Below are 16,903 nucleotides of genomic sequence, written 5' to 3'. Positions count from 1 at the left end.
AGCATGAGGCGATCTGCCGCGTGATCAGGGGCCAATCTTCCGCGACGACAGGGAGCGGTGCGATTGGCGAAGCGGCTGCCGCTTTTTTATGCTCCACGACGGCAGGGAAAGACCTTTTCTTGCGCAACTCCTCTCTTGATTTTGCGCAGCCGGCTTTTCTTTATGAATGTATGTGAAAAGCGGAGCTTCGCGTGCAGCCCTTCGATGAGATGTTGACCGCTGAAGGCGGTGTTCGTCAGCCTTACGAGGCTTTTCAGGCTTGGTTTCGCGCGCAGGACCCGGAGGTGTTGAAGGAGAAGGCCAGTGAGGCGGAAGCCTTCTTCCGGCGCACCGGCATTACCTTCGCCGTCTATGGCGACGATCAGGCGGCGGAGCGCCTGATCCCCTTCGATCTCATTCCGAGGGTCATCTCGGGAGCTGAATGGCGGCGCTTGTCGCGCGGCATCGAGCAGCGCGTTCGCGCGATGAACGCCTTTCTCGACGACATCTATCACGACCAGGAAATCGTCAAAGCGGGCAAGGTGCCGGCACGGCTGATCGAGGCGAACGAAGCCTATCTGCCGCAAATGGAGCGCTTTCAGCCGCCGGGCGGCATCTACACCCATATCATCGGCGTCGACATCGTGCGCACGGCTGAAGACCAGTTCTTCGTGCTGGAGGACAACGCCCGGACACCTTCCGGCGTGTCCTATATGATCGAGAACCGGGAAACGATGATGCAGATGTTTCCCGAGCTCTTCGCGCATTGCCGCATCCGCTCGGTGGAAACCTATCCGGCGGACCTTCGAAAGTCCCTTTCGGCGGTGGCGCCGCCGGCTTGCGACGGCCCTCCGGTCATCGCCGTTCTGACGCCGGGCATCCACAACTCGGCCTATTTCGAACACGCATTCCTGGCCGACCAGATGGGCGTCGAGCTGGTCGAGGGCTCGGATCTCATGGAGGTGGACGGACGCATCGCCATGCGCACGACGGCTGGCTACCGGCCCATCGACGTGCTCTACCGGCGCGTCGACGACGCCTTCCTCGACCCCAAGGTCTTTCGTCCGGATTCCGTACTCGGCGTTCCCGGCATCATGGAGGTCTACCGCAACGGCGGCATCACCATCGCCAACGCTCCCGGCACCGGCATCGCCGACGACAAGGCGATCTATTCCTACATGCCCGACATCGTGGAGTTCTACACCGGCGAAGGCGCCATCCTGCAGAACGTGCCAACCTGGCGCTGCGCCGAGGCGGACAGCCTCGCCTATGTGCTGGAGCATCTTGCCGAACTGGTGATCAAGGAGGTCCACGGCTCGGGCGGCTACGGCATGTTGGTCGGGCCCGCCGCCTCCTCCGCCGAGCGCGAGGCCTTCGCCGCCAAGCTGCGCCAGAAGCCAGGAAACTACATCGCCCAGCCGACTCTCGCGCTTTCGACCGTCCCGGTGCTGACGGAGGCGGGCCTTGCGCCGCGTCACGTCGACCTGCGCCCCTACGTGCTCGTCTCCGACAAGGTCCGCATCACGCCCGGGGGACTGACACGTGTCGCGCTGCGGGAGGGGTCGCTTGTCGTCAATTCCAGCCAGGGCGGCGGCACGAAGGACACGTGGGTTCTGGAGGACTGACCATGGCACTTCTGGGACGCACCGCCGCCGGCCTCTTCTGGATGCATCGCTATATCGAGCGCGCCGAGAACATGGCGCGGCTGCTTGATGCCGGCATGAGAATCGCCATGACGAACCTCTCCAGCACCGAGGAGTGGCAGTCGATCGTCACCTCCGCCGGCGTCGACCTCCCCTATCGCGAAAAACACGACGACTTCGAATCCCACAACGTGATCGACTATTTGCTGCGCGATCCCGACAATCCGTCGAGCGTGCTCTCCTCGTTCGAGACCGCCCGCACCAACGGTCGGATGGTGCGCACCGCCCTCACCCGCGACGTATGGGAATCCCTCAACGAAGGCTGGATCGTCCTGAAGCGCCGGCTCGCCCGCCCCGTTCGCGAGGGCGAGCTTCCGGCCGTCCTCGATCTCGTCAAGCGCCAGACGGCCCATGTGCGCGGCACGTTCTACGGCACGATGCTGCGCAACGAGATTTTCGATTTCTCCAATCTCGGCACCTTCGTCGAGCGGGCCGACAACACGGCGCGCATCCTCGACGTCAAATACTGGGTGCTGCTGCCGAACCACTCTTCGGTCGGCTCCCCGCTCGACACCTTCCAGTGGGGCTCCATCCTGCGCTCGGTCTCGGCCCACCGCGCCTACGCCTGGGAGTATCACAGCGACTATACGGCGCTGAACACGATCGACTTCCTGATCCTCAACCGGCGAATGCCGCGCTCGCTCGCCTACAGCTACGACTGCATCGCCGACGCGCTTGGCTTTCTCGCCCGCACCTACGGCAACGAGGAGGAATGCCACATCACGGCTCGGGATCGGCAGGAACGGCTGTCGCATTACCATGCGGCGGGCGAGATCGTCGAAAGCGGACTTCACGAATTCCTCGAGCTCTTCATCCGCGATAACAATCGGCTCGCGAACGAAATCGCCCAGTGCTACCGATTTTATGTTTGAGCGGCACGCCATCTGCAACGTAGAAGCGAGATCAAGTTCGGTGATGCGCCCGGGCAAGCGAGAAGGATCGGGCGGTGTGTCCGTCGCGCGTCTTGGCGCTGCCGCATAGCTGCGCTACAGCTTCGGGCGAGTATCTGGAAATACTATGGAATGAACGGCGCCGAGCCGTCGTCCTCGAAGGAGCTCGTGGCTCATCATGACCTATTGTGTCGGGATTCAGGTCGATCGCGGCATCGTCTTCATGTCCGACACCCGGACGAACGCGGGTGTCGACAACATCTCCGTGGTCTCGAAAATGAAGACATGGGAGGTGCCGGGAGAGCGATTCCTGTGCCTGCTCAGCGCCGGCAATCTGGCGACCACCCAGGCGACGATCGCGCTTCTGGATCATCGCTATGCGGCACCGGCGACTCGCGAGTCGGACATTCTCTCTCAGCCGACCATGTTCCAGACAGCCAAGCTCGTCGGCGAGACGCTGCGCGAAGTCATCGCCTCGACCGCGGCCACCGGCCAGAGCGCCGACGGCATGTTCTCCGGTACGTTCATTCTTGGCGGCCAGATCAGGGGCGGCCAGCCGCGCCTTTTCACGATCTACCCGGAAGGCAACTTCATCGAGGCGGGGCTCGACAATCCGTTCTTCCAGATCGGCGAGCACAAATACGGCCGGCCGATCATCATCCGCACCTATGACCGCGCCATGTCGCTGGAGGATTGCGCCAAGCTTCTGCTCGTGTCCTTCGACTCGACCATCCGCTCAAACCTGTCGGTCGGCCTGCCCATCGACATGCAGTTCTACGAGACGGACAGTTTCGCCGCCGGCTACCGCCATCGCTTCGACGCGCGCGATCCCTACTACCAGACGATCTCGGAAGGCTGGTCCGACGCGCTGAAGGTGGCCTTCGACCATCTGCCGCCGTTCGAGATCGCCAAGGACAACATCATGTCCTATCCCGGCCGCCGACTGGGAGAGTAGGCCGACGCCTCCCGGCGTCGCCCGCTTGACGGCCGGCACCTCTCTCGAAGGGACGAGTCGCCATCGGCTATCGCGACTTCAGGGTTCCCGATGCAGGCGCTTGGCTGCCATCTCGTCGAGATAAACCTGCCAACGCTCCTCCTTCTCGCGCGCCAGCTGGTCCAGGTACGTCCACGTGTAAAGGCCGGTCGAATGGCCGTCGTCGAAGACGATGCGCGTGGCGTAACGGCCCACCGGCTCCAGGCTGGAAATCCTGACATACATCTTGCCGGCCACGGTGATGCGCTGACCGGGCCCATGCCCCTGGACCTCCGCCGAGGGTGAAAGGACGCGCAGCATCTCCGCTGTAAAAACGTCCTCGCGGCCGCTTTCCTGAACCACGGTCATCGTGCGTCGGTCATGCGAGACCCGGATCTCCTTGGGCGGTCGGATGGCTTCGGCCATTGTCTGGCTCCTCCTTTTCGTGAACGCGCCTGCGGGTTGACCTCGCTCCTGAGGACCTTATCAGTACAGGAAAGGCCAGCAGAGGACCGGCGCTCGGCGCGAATGTCATGAAATTGATGGAAGACTTCAAGCACGATCCGCGCGCGATTGGCTCTCGTGCACCGATGATCGACCCTTTTGGACGGCGCGTAACCTATCTGCGCCTTTCCGTCACCGATCGGTGCGACTTCCGCTGCACCTACTGCATGGCGGAGGACATGACCTTCCTGCCGAAGCGCGAGGTGCTGACGCTGGAGGAACTGGACCAGCTGGCCTCCGCCTTCATCGATCGCGGCGTGCGCAAGCTGCGTCTGACCGGCGGCGAACCGCTGGTCCGCAAGAACATCATGGACCTGATCCGCTCGCTCTCGCGCCATCTGGCGAGCGGCGCGCTGGACGAGCTGACAGTGACCAGCAACGGTTCTCAGCTGGCGCGCTACGCGGGCGAGCTTGCCGACTGCGGCGTCAAGCGGATCAACGTTTCGCTCGACACGCTAAACCCGATCCGGTTCAAGCAGATCACGCGTCGGGGCGATCTCGACACGGTGCTCGACGGCATCTCGGCGGCGCAGGCGGCGGGGCTTTCCGTGAAGATCAACACCGTCGCGCTCAAGAACTTCAACGAAGCGGAGCTGCCCGAACTCGTCGCCTGGGCGCACGAGGAAGGCATGGACATCACCTTCATTGAGGCGATGCCCATGGGCGAGATCGAAGCCGACCGCTTCGATCAGTATCTGCCGCTGACGGCCGTGCGCGATTCCCTGGCGACGCGTTTCACCCTGGAAGAAAGCGCCTTTCACACCGGCGGCCCTGCCCGCTATGCGACCGTTGTCGAGACCGGCCGGCGCGTCGGCTTTATCACGCCAATGAGCCACAATTTCTGCGAAAGTTGCAACCGCGTCCGCGTGACGTGTACGGGCATACTCTACATGTGCCTCGGCCAGGAGGACAGCGCGGATCTCCGCGCGGCGCTGCGCTCCGAGGAAGGCGAAGCGGCCCTCGTTCGCGCCATCGACGAAGCGATCAGCCGGAAACCAAAGGGGCACGACTTCATCATCGACCGCACCACCCAGCGCCCGGCGGTGCCGCGCCATATGAGCGTGACGGGGGGCTGAGGCGATGTTTGCCCATCGCGCTATGGCGCTGGCCCTTCTCGTGCTTGGAGTGGCAGCAACGGCGCTGGCGGCGCGCGCGGACGACCTGACCTATCACAACAGCCGCTACGGCACCTCCGCAACGTTTCCGGTGGAAGCGTTCCCGAACCGCATGCCCTCCCCGACCAATGGCGACGGCATGGCGTGGACATCGAACGACGGGGCCGAACTCTACATCTATGCCCGTGCCAACACTGGCGGCGAGACGCCGGCCTCGATCGTTGCCAAGCGCGCGGACGACGACGAAGTCACCTATCGTCGCACGGGCAAGACGTGGGCCGTCGTTTCGGGCTACCGCAAGGACAAGATCTTCTACGAGCGGTATATCCTGCGCGGCGATCTCATCCATTCCGTCGCCATCCGCTATCCGCGCGCATTGCGCGACACCTATGATGATCTCGTCGGGCCAGTCACGATGACGCTGCGCGGCAAGGGCTCGTGACGCGGGCCAGAAGCGTATTTGGAGCGGAACTCCACAACCTTGAAGCAGTTGAAGAAGCACTCTGAGAGCTCGAGATTGGGAGTCGATGTCATGTCGCCAATATCGAAGGTTGCTGTCGTGATGGCCGCGCTTGCCCTCACCGCCGGATGCACACACACGGAAAAGACGGTTGCCGGCGCTGGTGTCGGCGCGGTCGGCGGTGCGCTGATCGGCGGGGCCGTGGGCGATACGCCGGGAGCGATCGTCGGCGGTGTCGCGGGCGGCGTGACCGGCGGCGTTGTGGGAAGCCGGCTCTGAGCCGGGTTGCCGGCCTTGTTCTGGCGGGCGGGCGCGGCCGGCGTATGGCCGCGCCCGTTCCCAAGCCAATGGTCGAGCTCGGCGGCCAGACTCTGTTGTCGCGCGTTACCGCCTGTCTCCAAGGCAGGGTCGATCCAATCCTCCTCAGCGCGCCCGACGATCCAATATTCGAATCTCTCGGTATGATGGTCGTCAAAGATCGGCTACCCGATTTCGCCGGGCCGCTGGCCGGTCTCGACGCGGCGCAAGCCTGGCTGGCGACTCACCGCAGCGATTGCGGTGGCCTCGTCAGTGTTCCCGCCGATACGCCTTTCCTTCCCGCCGATCTTGTTGACGTCCTTTGCGCCGGCTCGCCTTTCCGGCCTCGCGTCGCATCTTTCGAGGGCGACCTGCAGCCAACCGTGACCTATTGGCCGCTCTCGGTGCTCGCGCGGCTTCCTGATTTCCTGCAGGAAAACCAGAAACGCTCGATCAAGGCTTTCTTGGAGACGGCAGACGCCGAGGCCGTCGAGTTTCCCCGCGCCAAAGACGCCCCTGATGGCGACCCGTTCTTCAACGTCAACACTCCTGAGGACCTCGCTCTCGCGGCTGAATTTTCGGGCCTGTGACGCCGACGGGCTTGTCCTTGGCGGCTGAAGGGATCATGAGGGCGCGTTCTCCCTAGCCGAAGAGCCGGCCTTCCGCGTAGCGCAGACTGCCGGCCCTGGCTTCTTGTGCCGCGTTTTGCCATGCCCGCCTGTTTCCGTCGCGCCCAAGGCGCCGCCGCGAGCACCACGACATGCTCGATGTGATCTCCACCACCAGCGTCGTCTTCATGCTGATGGGCATCGGCTATGTTGCCGTCGTCCTGGCGGTCTTGACGGCGGCTGATCTGGCCGCGCTCGGCAAGTTCGTCGTCTCGATTGCCCTGCCCGGCTTGATCCTGCAGGCGCTGATCAGCCGCGATCTCAGCGAGATTTTCGACCTCGCCTATATCGGCGCATATCTCTTCGGCTCCCTTGCCGCCTTCGCCATCGGCTATGTCGTGAGTCGTCGCGTCCTCGGCATGTCATCGGCGGCCAGCACCTTCCAGGCCATGGGGATGAGCTGCTCCAACAGCGGCTATGTCGGCTATCCGATTCTGGCCATGGCGCTGCCGAGCGCGGCCGCCATCGCCTTTGCCCTCGACGTCGTCGTCGAGAACACCGTCATGATCCCGCTGATGCTGCTCCTGGCAGAACGCGCCGGCCATTCCGAGGCGAAAGGCATGGTGCTGGTGCGAATCATCGCGCGGCGGCTCTTCACCAGCCCGATCGTGCTCTCCCTCATCATCGGCCTCGCCATCTCATTGATGCATGTTCCGCTTCCTGGCCCCGTGACGAAATCGGTGAGCGTGGTCTCGGCCTCGAGCGTTGCCGTCGCACTCGTCGTCATCGGCGGAACGCTCTACGGCCTGAAGCCCGGCGCCTTCGACCCCGGCGTCGCCCTCGTGGTCGCCGGGAAGCTGTTGCTGCACCCCTTCCTGGTCTTCCTCGGGTTCGAGGGGCTGGCCACCGTGGGAATCGTTCCGAACGATCCACTTCTCCTCAAGGCCGGCATCGTCATGGCCGGATCGCCCGCCATGACGATGTATCCGATCTTCGCCCAGAGATACGGGCAGCAGGAGCGTGCTGCGCAGGCCATGCTCGCGATGACGCTCCTGTCGTTTTTCACCATCAGCGCCGCGCTTTATCTCATTCCGGATTGAGCTGAGATTGGCGCCAAAACGATCCAACTTGGCAACTTTCCGACGAATGGCGTGGATAGGATGAGCAAATCGTCGCGCTTTGGTCGATTTTCCCTGATCGGGAGGGGCCGCAGCGGTTGCGTTTTGTGTGCGATCGGTAAAGATCGCCTCTTTGGTAGGCGCGCTCATCCGGAAGGCGGACACCGAGAGCGCATGAAGTCCGACGTCCGCGTCAGTGAGGCACCCCGAATGCGTTCCACTCGTACCCTGACTCTTGCCGCAGCCTTTTTGGCGCTTTCCGCCGTGGCCGGCCACGCCGACGACAGCGGCAAGGATTGGTCGACCGTTCGGATCGGCACCGAAGGCGCCTATCCGCCCTTCAACTATCTCACGGCGAGCGGCGAACTCACCGGCTTCGACATCGATATCTCTAAGGCGCTCTGCGACGAGATGAAGGTCAAGTGCGAGTTTGTGACCCAGGATTGGGACGGGCTCATTCCCGCGCTCCAGAACAACAAGTTCGACGCGCTTATTGCATCCATGTCCATCACACCCGAGCGCGAAGAGCAGATCGCCTTCAGCGTGAAGTACTACCAGACGCCGCCGGCTGTGGCCGTGCCGAAGGACAGCGACATCACCGAAGCCACGCCTGAGGCGCTCGCCGACAAGGTGATCGGCGCCCAGGCTGCCACGACGCACTTCCAGGCCGCCGAGCAGTATTTCCCCGATGCGGACGTGCGCGGCTATCCGACCGCCGAAGAGTACAAGCTCGATATCGCCAATGGCCGCCTCGACGCCGTGATGGATGACGTCGTGGTTCTGGACGAGTGGCTGAAGAGCGACGAAGGCGCCTGCTGCAAGCTGCTCGGCACCCTGAAGGCCGATCCGGCCATCTACGGCAAGGGCATCGGCATCGGCCTGCGCAAGGGCGACGACAAGCTCAAGGAGATGTTCGACAAGGCCATCGCCGCGATCCGGGAAGACGGCACCTACAAGAAGATCCAGGACAAGTATTTCGACTTCGACGTCTACGGCGAGTGAGCCGGTCCGCCCCTAACATCCATCCCCGGCCGCGCCCCGCGCGGCCGGCTTTGTTTGCCCGAACGCGATGAACGCACCTTCCACCTGGGATCTTCTCGGCTTCGGCGAGTTTGGCTGGGGCGACGACATCGCCCTCGGTGTTCTCGTCACCATTTCCCTGGCGCTCGCAACGCTGCCGATCGGCCTTGTCATGGGCTTCCTGCTGGCGTTGGCGAAACGCTCCGAGGATTGGGCGCTCAACCTTGCGGCCAACATCTACACCACCATCTTTCGTGGGCTACCGGAGCTGCTCACCCTCTTTCTGGTCTATTTCGGCGCACCGCACCTGCTCAACGGAGTGCTGGCCGCGCTCGGGACCGGCCCGGTGGAAGTGTCGGGTTTCGTTTCCGGCATGATCGCTCTCGGGCTGGTGTTTTCGGCTTTTGCCAGCGAGGTGTTCCTCTCCGCGTTCCGGGCCATCCCCAGGGGGCAATGGGAAGGCGGAATGGCCCTCGGCCTCCGGAACTCGCGCATCATGATCCTGATCATCCTGCCGCAGCTTATCCGCATTGCGCTGCCGGGCCTCGCTAATCTCTGGATGAACCTTCTGAAGGACACGGCGCTAGTGTCGGTCGTCGGCCTGACGGATATCCTGCGCCAAACCCAGACGGCCGCACGCGTGGCGCGTGAGCCCTTTCTTTTCTTCGGGCTCGCCTGCGTGCTATATCTGATCCTCACCATGCTGTCGTCGGCCGGCATTGCCGGCATCGACCGCTGGACCAAGCGCGGCGGGACGGCCCGGTGAGCGCTCAACCTCCTTCCATGGCGCCGCGGCGCGCGGGAATCGCCGGCATTCTGGTGCTGGGGCTGTGGGCGCTCGCGGCGCTCGGCCTCGTCATCTACCTCGTCAATGTCTGGAACCCGGCTCTTTTTGCCAAATACGGACCGGCCTACCTCGACGGGCTTGTCGTCACGGTATCGCTGGTGATCACGTCGATCGTCTCCGGCGCCTTGGTCTCGGTTCCGGTCGCCTTCGGCCGCATGGCGAGGAACCGCTTGGCGCGGGGACTTTCCTTCGCCTTCGTCTATTTCTTCCGCGGAACGCCGCTTCTGGCGCAGATTTTCCTGTTCTATTACGGGTTCGGTGAGTTTCGCGGCTTTTTCGAAACGATCGGGCTCTGGTGGTTTTTCCGCGAAGCCTGGTACTGCGCGCTGTTCTCGCTTTCCCTGAACACCGCCGCCTATCAGGCCGAGATCCTGCGCGGCGCGATCGAAAGCGTGCCGCGCGGCCAGTGGGAGGGTGCGCGGGCGCTCGGCCTTCCGCGACTGGTGATCTTCTGGAAAGTCATTCTGCCCCAGGCGCTGATGGTCGCCCTCCGTCCCTACACGAACGAGATCATCCTGATGGTGAAGGCTTCGGCCATCGTCGCCATCATCACCGTCTACGATCTTCTCGGCGAAACGCGGCGCGCCTACGGCCGGACTTTCGACTTCCAGACCTACATCTGGGCCGCGGTGCTCTATCTCTCCATCGTCGAGGTGCTGCGAAACATCACCAATGTCGTTGAGAAGCGGCTGACGCGCCACCAGAAGCGCTAGGAACCGGCGTCTCGGACAGAGGCGGATGCCTCGTGGCATCGCCGTGATTGTTGGAATAGGAAAGAAAGGACGTTGCCATGGCGAAGGTCGCCTTCATCGGACTGGGTGTGATGGGCTACCCTATGGCCGGCCATCTGAAGACGCGTGGCGGCCACGACGTGACCGTCTTCAACCGCACGGCGGCGAAGGCAGAGCGGTGGGCCCGGGAGTTTTCCGGTCTTCATGCCGCGACGCCTCGTGAGGCCTGCGAGGGCGCTGACTTCGTCTTCACCTGCGTCGGCAACGATGACGACCTCCGCTCCGTCGTTCTTGGCGAGGATGGTGCCTTCTCCGGCATGAAGAAAGGCGCCATTCTGATCGACAACACGACGGCGTCGGCCGAGGTCGCGCGCGAGCTCGACGCAGCAGCCAGGGAACGCGGTCTGCGCTTTCTCGATGCGCCTGTTTCGGGCGGGCAGGCCGGCGCCGAAAACGGCGTGCTCACCGTGATGGCAGGCGGTGAGGAGGCCGCCTTCGCCGAGGCAAAGCCCGTCATCGAGACCTACGCCAGAATGGTCGGGCTGATGGGTCCAGCCGGCTCCGGTCAGCTCACGAAAATGATGAACCAGATATGCATCGCCGGCGTCGTGCAGGGGCTCTCCGAGGCCATCCATTTCGGCAAGTGCGCCGGCCTCGACATCAGCAAGGTCGTCGAGGTCATCTCCAAGGGCGCGGCCGGATCGTGGCAGATGGAGAACCGCCACAAGACCATGGACAAGGGCGAGTACGACCACGGTTTCGCCGTCGAGTGGATGCGCAAGGATCTCGGCTTCTGCCTCGCCGAAGCACGGCGCAACGGCGCAGTCCTGCCGGTGACGGCGCTCGTCGACCAGTTCTATGGAGAGGTCGAGGCGCTCGGCGGACGGCGTTGGGACACCTCCGCGCTTCTCGCTCGCCTCGAGGCGTTCTCGAAACGCTGAGATTGCGCTCTGCCCACGCGCCCGACACAGCAATCAAGTGAAAAACTTTGTTACGATTTTGCGCCAGCGAAACCTGGCGCATTTCTATACTATACACAAGTAGAGTTCACACCGTCATCGTCTTTATTGACAAAATGACGCCAGTTTCTCCGGTGTATAGATGACAACGATCCGAAACTTATTGTTCAGATCCGCCACCCCCTTCACGGTTGGTCTCTTCCTGGTATCGGCCATCTCCGGCACCGCGCTGTTTTTTGGCTGGGCCGGCAGATTCTTCCATGAGATGCACGAAGTGCTCTCCATGATATTGCTGATTCCGATCGGCCTCCACCTCTGGCGCAACTGGCACGCTTTCGCCAACTATTTTCATGGCAAGTGGATGCCTGTTGCGCTGGTTCTGAGCCTCCTGGCCGCTGGCTATTACCTCCTTCAACCATTGCCGGCTGGTGGCGGTCGTGGAGGGAATGCAGCATTTGCTCTGATGAGAGCGGCGCAATCGGCTTCAGTGGCTGAACTGGCACCCGTCGTCCGGCTCGATGCGGCAGAGGCGGTGAAGCGCCTCGACGATGCGGGCTATGGCCCGATCTTAGCCGATGACAGCATTTCGACCATCGCGGGACGTCATGGCGTGGATGCGTCCATCGTTTTCTCGAAGCTATTGGCATCGGCAGCGACTGCCGATGGAAGAGCCCAAGGCCGCTGACGCCACACGGGCTGCTTAGCTCCAATCGAATTGGGCGAGGCTCATCCGTCTCGCCCCGTCTTTCAGGCTATCCTACGAGCCGAAACCGACCCGTGTCAGAACCCGGCTGATGTCACGGACTTCAAACGGCTTTGCCACCTTTGGCACCCGGCCGAACGACGGCGGCAGCTCCGACAAGCAAGAGGAAATGAAGCAGAAGGGAATGTTCCGCCGCCTCAACTCCCGCGCCACAGGAAGCGATGTCTGCCCATCGGGGCCGAGGTGAATGTCCAGCAAGGCGAAATCGATACCACTGTCGATCCTCGACATGCTGTCTTCGACGGTGGACGCGAGAAAACACTCGGCGTCATGATCACGCGCTATGATATCTTCCAGATCCATTGCCAGGATCGGCTCGTCTTCAACGATCAAGACCCGCATTGCCCTATCCCTTCGATTTTCATGTCAATGCCGGCGGCCCCCAAGGGTTGCAAACAAGTTGGATCAAATGCGAATAATCCCGACTCCCCCACTAGGGAAAGAGTGAGTCGTTCACCGAACATGGTAAACAATTACTAAATTCTGATGTTCCTCTATTAATGTATCCTTTACCCCTCGGAGTATTATCGAGAGGCTCCAGCGCCACTTCTAAAATCCAATCACAGCGCGAAACCTGAACCGTAGCGTGCGTCACCACCGTCAGACGGCAGTTTCCAATCGCCGCAAGGCTCGGGGCTGAGGCTCCTTCCCATGTCCCAGGCGGGCGCTGAAGCGGGTGAGTATCTCCGCCGCGATCTGCTCGGGCGAAGTTGGCTGCGCGAAGAAGTAGCCCTGGAGCTGATCACAGCCGAACGAACTCAGAAGATCCACCTGCTCCCGGGTCTCGACGCCCTCGGCCGTCACCTTCATTCGCATCTGATGGGCCAGGGAAACGATGGTCGAGATGATCTCGGGCACGTTCGGCTCGCCGTTATCGAACGCGAACATGAACGACTGGTCGATCTTCAGCTTGTCGAAGGGGAACCGCCAGAGATAACCGAGAGAGGAATAGCCCGTACCAAAATCATCCATGCCGATGGAGATGCCGAGCGTCTTGAGATCGTTGAGCTGGGCGAGAATGTCGTCGGAGCGCTCCAGGAGCAGCGATTCCACCACCTCGATCTCCAGGCGCTCTCCCGATATGCCCGCATCCTCCAGCGCCTGCTTCACGATATCGATGAGGTCGCCGTCGCGGAATTGGACCGCCGAGAGATTGACGGCGACGAAGAGCTCCTCCGGCCACTGCGCAATCTGCCGCGTTGCCTCACGCAGAACCCAGCTGCCGATTGCCTTCACATATCCCCGCGCCTCGGCGATGGGAATGAAGGTCGCTGGAGAGACGAAGCCACCGTTTCCATCGGGCATGCGGACGAGTGCCTCAAAACCAAGGAGTCTTGATCCGTCGCCGCTGACGATCGGCTGGTAAAAGAGCGAAAAGCCGTCGTTCTCGACAGCGCGACGCACCATCGCCTCGACTTCCCGCCGACGATGGGTCTCCTCGTCCATGGAGGCCTCGAACAGCGCGTAGTCGCCACTTTTTGCGGCTTTGTGATAGATGAGCGCCAGGCTGGAATGCTTCAGCAGCTCATTGTGTGTGCGTCCGTCCTGCGGGAGCATGGCGACGCCGATGGAGACGCGTGGCCGCATGATATGGCCCATCAGCTCGACCGGCTCGTTGACTGCGTCGATGATGCGTCTCGCAAGGGCAGCAAGATCGCCATCCTCGTTGATGCGCCGCCGCAGCAACGCGAAGTCATCCGGCCCAACACGGGCAAGAAGATCGCCTCCATCGATGATGGACGAGAGCCGGCTTGCCACCACCCTCAAAAGCTGGTCGCCGCTCGACTGTCCCAGCGTGTCATTGACATCCCCCAGACCGTCGATGTCGATGCAGCAGTAGGCCATGCGCTCGCGCGTCGCCCGCGCCGTCGCCAGAACGCGATCCGTTTCCTCCTGCATCCGCGTACGGTTGAGAAGGTGGGTCAACGGGTCGTGGTTGGCCAGGAAATAGATGCGATCGTCCGCCTCCTGCATCTTCCGCTGACGGCGGACGTAAAGAAGCATGGGCGTTCCCGTCGCTAGAAGAACGACAGCCAGCAAGGCGATCGACCCCCGCATCAGGGCAGAGCGATAGACCTCGCGTTCGCCATTCATCTCACCGTCGATCGACACATAGCCGAGAGTGACGCCGTCGCGGACGAGTGGAGTCAGGACCGAGGGGTTTGACTGACCGTCGTCATAGACGATCTGCCAAGCACCGGTCTTCGCGAGGACCGGATCTGAAAGATGATCTCCGGTCCGCACACCGCCCGGACGGTCGCGCAGCAGCCATTCGTAGCGATCGGACCGGGAGCGATATGTCTCCCGACCCTGACTATCGAAGACGACGAAACTGTCGATGCCCGAAAGCGCCGCGAGATCGCGGATAGCTGCCTCGGCGTCCGGTGAGCGGGCAATGCCGGTCAGAAATGCGGAGAGCGCGTCGTCCTTCGACACCAGCAGATGAGCGAACGAGGCGCCCTTCTCGCGCATCGCCGAATCCACCAGCCGGCCAACAGTGCGCGAACCGAGAACAAGCGTCGAGACAATCACAAACGCAGCAATGGCCACGCCGACGGCAACGGACGTTCCATATCTTCTGAGCTTGCTGACTATCATGGGCTCATTTCGCTGTTTTGGCGCCAAAATAGCCCTGGGGGAGTAAATAAATCGTCGTAATACTGGAAGCTGTTCCTAGACCACAACCGCCCAGAATGGTCCTTCGCGGGCCTCCTTCGCAGGACGATAAAGCGCATCCGCGACAGAGCCGGTTCGGAAAATTTCCCGCATATCGCTGATATATCAGTAGGTTATACCCGACATCTCAAGTTACGCCGCACAAAGACGAGCGCCCGGACAGCGGGATGAGAAAATCGATTCGATCTAAACCTTTAGACACCTACAAATAAGGCTCAGCGAGATGATCGGTTCACTTTAGACGCGTCCGATCCTCCACTTCAGTAGTCCCAGCGACGATGGAACCACATCCACTGCTCGGGATACTCTCTGACCCAACGCTCGACGACATCGTTGAGCAGCTGGCAACTGGCCTCGACGTCCACCACGCCTGCGGCATTACGCGGCAATGCCATCTCGGGCTCAATCTCCAGCCGATAGCGCCCCCCCGGCAAGCGCACGGAGCGCACGGGATAGACCTTGCAATCAAACTGACGAACCAGCTTGGGGAGCAGCGGGTTGGTCCGACATTCCCGGCCGAAGAAGCGCGTCGCCACGCCGCGCTTGAACTTCTGGTCGACCAACATTCCCGCAGTGGCGCCTCGCTCCAGCGCGGAGGCCAACGCCCATGCCGCGCCTGCCCTTGAGGGAACGAGACGGGCAGAGCCGACGCTCCTCGTTTCCGCCACCCGGCGCGCGATCGTGCGATTATTCGGTGGGCGGAAGAGCACCGTCAGATCGAGGCCGAGATGGGCCGCGTAAAGCGGCAGCAGCTCAAAGCACCCCATATGCGCGGTGAAGAGCACGATCGGACCCTTGTGGTCCAGAATCTCGAAAAATCGCGGGATGCCCTCGACTTCGACCAACGCATCGGGTTGTCCGATCGACGAGAGATCGACAAGCTTGTCGAGAAACACGTATTCGGCCGCCATATGGCCCATCTCGCGCCAGTTGCCACGGGCGGTCCGCTCGATCCAGGCCTCGTCCTTCTCTGGATAAGCTCGTCTCAGGTTGTCCAGCATGACGCGGTGGCGCGGTATCAACGGGCCGAGCAGGCTACCGACGCGAGCCGCAATGGACATGGCGACACGCGGAGGCACAAGCCGCAGCAAAGCCATCAGAGCGAAGAGCGACTGACCGATCAGCCAATCCTTCGCTCGCTCCAGCCGGCGGCTGAGACGAAAGAGGAATATCTTCATCGCGCCAGTCGCGGCCGCTCTGCCTCGCCGAGTGATACGTCGAGAATGATCTTGCCGAAGACTTTTCGGCTTTCCATGCGGTCCAGCGCCTCGGTGATATCGTCCAGAGCGACGACGGTATCGACGACCGGGTGCACGATGCCGCGCGCCAGCTTATCCATGGCGTTGCGCATGTTCTCCATCGTGCAGCCGAACGAGCCGATCAGCTTGAGCTGCTGTTGGAAGAGCATCATGAGGTTGGTTTCCGCCGAAACGCCGCTGGTCGACCCGCAGGTGACGAGCCGCCCGCCACGGCGAAGCGACAGAAGCGATCCCGCCCAGGTCTCCGCTCCGACGTGCTCGAAGACCACGTCGACGCCGCGCTTGGCGGTGATCTTGCGCACGCGGCCCTCGAAGCGCTCCTCGCGATAGTTGATCACGTGATCCGCGCCAAGAGCCCGCGCCGCTTCCGCCTTGTCATCCGAGCCGACCGTGGTGATGACGGTGGCTCCCCAGCGTTTGGCAAGCTGGATCGCCGCGGTTCCGATGCCCGAGCCACCGGCCTGAACCAAGACTGTCTCGCCCGGCTCCAGCCGCGCATTGTCGAACAGCATGTGCTCGACGGTGCCGAAGGTGACAGGCGCCAAGGCGGCCGAAACGGCATCGCATCCCGGCGGCGCGGGTACCAGCAAGCGCGCCGGCATCGTCACCTTTTCGCAAGCGAAGCCATCCAGGTGGAAGCCGTGAACCCCTTCCACCGCCTCACAAAGATTGTCGCGTCCCTCGCGGCAGGCACGGCAGCGCCCGCACGTGCGCGCGCCATAAATGGAGACGAGTTGCCCCGGCAGAAGGCTTGAAACGCCCGGCCCGACCGTCTCGACAACGCCGGCCGCTTCGGCCCCGACCACGAGAGGCAGCTTGCGCTTGGCGAAGGCCATGCCCCGCCATCCCCATACGTCGATATGATTGAGCGCCACCGCCTTGATCGCGACCGTCACCTCGCCCTGCCCGGGAGCGGCGGGCGCGTCGATGTCGCGGACCTGGAGATCGCGAGGGCCGAGGAGCTGAAGTGCACGCATGAATAGACTCGCTCTTGCGCCGGC

At 62.6% G+C, this 16,903-nt stretch carries 18 protein-coding genes; 13 read left to right on the top strand and 5 right to left on the bottom strand.

Features of this window, described 5'->3' with window-relative positions:
• Positions 1–191 precede the first annotated feature (191 nt).
• From B5D38_RS00770 to B5D38_RS00760, 3 genes are all read left to right on the top strand, one after another.
• Positions 192–1,604: a circularly permuted type 2 ATP-grasp protein gene (locus tag B5D38_RS00770; RefSeq protein ID WP_078706467.1), complete on the top strand. Its 1,413-nt coding sequence runs from the start codon at positions 192–194 to the stop codon at positions 1,602–1,604.
• A 2-nt stretch (positions 1,605–1,606) separates the two neighbouring features.
• Complete coding sequence (locus B5D38_RS00765) at positions 1,607–2,554, top strand: alpha-E domain-containing protein (RefSeq protein ID WP_078706466.1); 948 nt, start codon at positions 1,607–1,609, stop codon at positions 2,552–2,554.
• Positions 2,555–2,750: 196 nt separating this feature from the next.
• Positions 2,751–3,527: a proteasome-type protease gene (locus B5D38_RS00760; RefSeq protein WP_078706465.1), complete on the top strand. Its 777-nt coding sequence runs from the start codon at positions 2,751–2,753 to the stop codon at positions 3,525–3,527.
• A 78-nt stretch (positions 3,528–3,605) separates the two neighbouring features.
• On the opposite strand, the gene B5D38_RS00755 is transcribed toward B5D38_RS00760, so the two are convergent.
• Entirely contained in the window at positions 3,606–3,971 is a 366-nt protein-coding gene (locus B5D38_RS00755; RefSeq protein ID WP_078706464.1) for a gamma-butyrobetaine hydroxylase family protein, read from the bottom strand.
• A 164-nt stretch (positions 3,972–4,135) separates the two neighbouring features.
• On the opposite strand from B5D38_RS00755, the gene moaA reads away from it, so the two are divergent.
• From moaA to B5D38_RS00705, 10 genes are all read left to right on the top strand, one after another.
• Complete coding sequence (gene moaA / locus B5D38_RS00750) at positions 4,136–5,125, top strand: GTP 3',8-cyclase MoaA (protein ID WP_078706700.1); 990 nt, start codon at positions 4,136–4,138, stop codon at positions 5,123–5,125.
• A 4-nt stretch (positions 5,126–5,129) separates the two neighbouring features.
• On the top strand, positions 5,130–5,606 hold the full coding sequence (locus tag B5D38_RS00745) for a hypothetical protein (protein ID WP_078706463.1): 477 nt from the start codon (positions 5,130–5,132) through the stop codon (positions 5,604–5,606).
• A gap of 90 nt (positions 5,607–5,696) precedes the next feature.
• Positions 5,697–5,903: a YMGG-like glycine zipper-containing protein gene (locus B5D38_RS22130; RefSeq protein WP_165690746.1), complete on the top strand. Its 207-nt coding sequence runs from the start codon at positions 5,697–5,699 to the stop codon at positions 5,901–5,903.
• On the top strand, positions 5,900–6,511 hold the full coding sequence (mobA, locus tag B5D38_RS00735) for a molybdenum cofactor guanylyltransferase (RefSeq protein WP_280949361.1): 612 nt from the start codon (positions 5,900–5,902) through the stop codon (positions 6,509–6,511). The genes B5D38_RS22130 and mobA overlap by 4 nt, the downstream gene beginning before the upstream one ends.
• A gap of 170 nt (positions 6,512–6,681) precedes the next feature.
• Positions 6,682–7,629 carry an AEC family transporter gene (locus tag B5D38_RS00730; protein ID WP_078706461.1) on the top strand — a complete coding sequence of 316 codons (948 nt, stop codon included), beginning with the start codon at positions 6,682–6,684 and terminating at the stop codon, positions 7,627–7,629.
• A 228-nt stretch (positions 7,630–7,857) separates the two neighbouring features.
• Positions 7,858–8,649 (top strand): ABC transporter substrate-binding protein, encoded by a 792-nt coding sequence (locus B5D38_RS00725; protein ID WP_078706460.1) that lies wholly within the window; start codon positions 7,858–7,860, stop codon positions 8,647–8,649.
• A 67-nt stretch (positions 8,650–8,716) separates the two neighbouring features.
• A complete protein-coding gene (locus tag B5D38_RS00720; protein ID WP_078706459.1) occupies positions 8,717–9,433 on the top strand; it encodes an ABC transporter permease in 717 nt (238 codons plus the stop codon).
• Between the two features lie 17 nt (positions 9,434–9,450).
• Positions 9,451–10,227, top strand: coding sequence for an ABC transporter permease (locus tag B5D38_RS00715; protein WP_078706458.1), 777 nt, complete (start codon positions 9,451–9,453; stop codon positions 10,225–10,227).
• A gap of 77 nt (positions 10,228–10,304) precedes the next feature.
• Positions 10,305–11,186, top strand: coding sequence for an NAD(P)-dependent oxidoreductase (locus tag B5D38_RS00710; protein ID WP_078706457.1), 882 nt, complete (start codon positions 10,305–10,307; stop codon positions 11,184–11,186).
• A 160-nt stretch (positions 11,187–11,346) separates the two neighbouring features.
• Positions 11,347–11,889 (top strand): DUF4405 domain-containing protein, encoded by a 543-nt coding sequence (locus B5D38_RS00705; RefSeq protein WP_131829836.1) that lies wholly within the window; start codon positions 11,347–11,349, stop codon positions 11,887–11,889.
• Positions 11,890–11,961: 72 nt separating this feature from the next.
• Here B5D38_RS00705 and B5D38_RS00700 read toward each other — a convergent pair whose 3' ends face one another.
• The 4 genes from B5D38_RS00700 to B5D38_RS00685 form a co-directional block, all read right to left on the bottom strand.
• Entirely contained in the window at positions 11,962–12,309 is a 348-nt protein-coding gene (locus tag B5D38_RS00700; protein WP_078706455.1) for a response regulator, read from the bottom strand.
• A 258-nt stretch (positions 12,310–12,567) separates the two neighbouring features.
• Positions 12,568–14,565 carry a putative bifunctional diguanylate cyclase/phosphodiesterase gene (locus B5D38_RS00695; RefSeq protein WP_245318703.1) on the bottom strand — a complete coding sequence of 666 codons (1,998 nt, stop codon included), beginning with the start codon at positions 14,563–14,565 and terminating at the stop codon, positions 12,568–12,570.
• 338 nt (positions 14,566–14,903) lie between these two features.
• Positions 14,904–15,821 (bottom strand): lipid A biosynthesis lauroyl acyltransferase, encoded by a 918-nt coding sequence (locus B5D38_RS00690; protein WP_078706454.1) that lies wholly within the window; start codon positions 15,819–15,821, stop codon positions 14,904–14,906.
• On the bottom strand, positions 15,818–16,879 hold the full coding sequence (locus B5D38_RS00685) for a zinc-binding dehydrogenase (protein WP_078706453.1): 1,062 nt from the start codon (positions 16,877–16,879) through the stop codon (positions 15,818–15,820). Before B5D38_RS00685 ends, B5D38_RS00690 begins: the two co-directional genes overlap by 4 nt.
• Between the last annotated feature and the right edge of the window lie 24 nt (positions 16,880–16,903).

The sequence above is a fragment of the Consotaella salsifontis genome, assembly GCF_900167365.1.
GTDB classification, from domain to species: domain Bacteria; phylum Pseudomonadota; class Alphaproteobacteria; order Rhizobiales; family Rhizobiaceae; genus Consotaella; species Consotaella salsifontis.
This window is presented reverse-complemented; position numbering and strand designations above follow the sequence as displayed.

What these genes read in the sequence shown, in the direction of transcription:
- B5D38_RS00765 (WP_078706466.1), top strand. Translation starts at nt 1,607, where the DNA reads ATGGCACTTCTGGGACGCACCGCCGCCGGCCTCTTCTGGATGCATCGC.
- B5D38_RS00760 (WP_078706465.1), top strand. Translation starts at nt 2,751, where the DNA reads ATGACCTATTGTGTCGGGATTCAGGTCGATCGCGGCATCGTCTTCATG.
- B5D38_RS00755 (WP_078706464.1), bottom strand. Translation starts at nt 3,971, where the DNA reads ATGGCCGAAGCCATCCGACCGCCCAAGGAGATCCGGGTCTCGCATGAC.
- moaA (WP_078706700.1), top strand. Translation starts at nt 4,136, where the DNA reads ATGATCGACCCTTTTGGACGGCGCGTAACCTATCTGCGCCTTTCCGTC.
- B5D38_RS00745 (WP_078706463.1), top strand. Translation starts at nt 5,130, where the DNA reads ATGTTTGCCCATCGCGCTATGGCGCTGGCCCTTCTCGTGCTTGGAGTG.
- B5D38_RS22130 (WP_165690746.1), top strand. Translation starts at nt 5,697, where the DNA reads ATGTCGCCAATATCGAAGGTTGCTGTCGTGATGGCCGCGCTTGCCCTC.
- B5D38_RS00730 (WP_078706461.1), top strand. Translation starts at nt 6,682, where the DNA reads ATGCTCGATGTGATCTCCACCACCAGCGTCGTCTTCATGCTGATGGGC.
- B5D38_RS00725 (WP_078706460.1), top strand. Translation starts at nt 7,858, where the DNA reads ATGCGTTCCACTCGTACCCTGACTCTTGCCGCAGCCTTTTTGGCGCTT.
- B5D38_RS00720 (WP_078706459.1), top strand. Translation starts at nt 8,717, where the DNA reads ATGAACGCACCTTCCACCTGGGATCTTCTCGGCTTCGGCGAGTTTGGC.
- B5D38_RS00715 (WP_078706458.1), top strand. Translation starts at nt 9,451, where the DNA reads ATGGCGCCGCGGCGCGCGGGAATCGCCGGCATTCTGGTGCTGGGGCTG.
- B5D38_RS00710 (WP_078706457.1), top strand. Translation starts at nt 10,305, where the DNA reads ATGGCGAAGGTCGCCTTCATCGGACTGGGTGTGATGGGCTACCCTATG.
- B5D38_RS00705 (WP_131829836.1), top strand. Translation starts at nt 11,347, where the DNA reads ATGACAACGATCCGAAACTTATTGTTCAGATCCGCCACCCCCTTCACG.
- B5D38_RS00700 (WP_078706455.1), bottom strand. Translation starts at nt 12,309, where the DNA reads ATGCGGGTCTTGATCGTTGAAGACGAGCCGATCCTGGCAATGGATCTG.
- B5D38_RS00695 (WP_245318703.1), bottom strand. Translation starts at nt 14,565, where the DNA reads ATGATAGTCAGCAAGCTCAGAAGATATGGAACGTCCGTTGCCGTCGGC.
- B5D38_RS00690 (WP_078706454.1), bottom strand. Translation starts at nt 15,821, where the DNA reads ATGAAGATATTCCTCTTTCGTCTCAGCCGCCGGCTGGAGCGAGCGAAG.
- B5D38_RS00685 (WP_078706453.1), bottom strand. Translation starts at nt 16,879, where the DNA reads ATGCGTGCACTTCAGCTCCTCGGCCCTCGCGATCTCCAGGTCCGCGAC.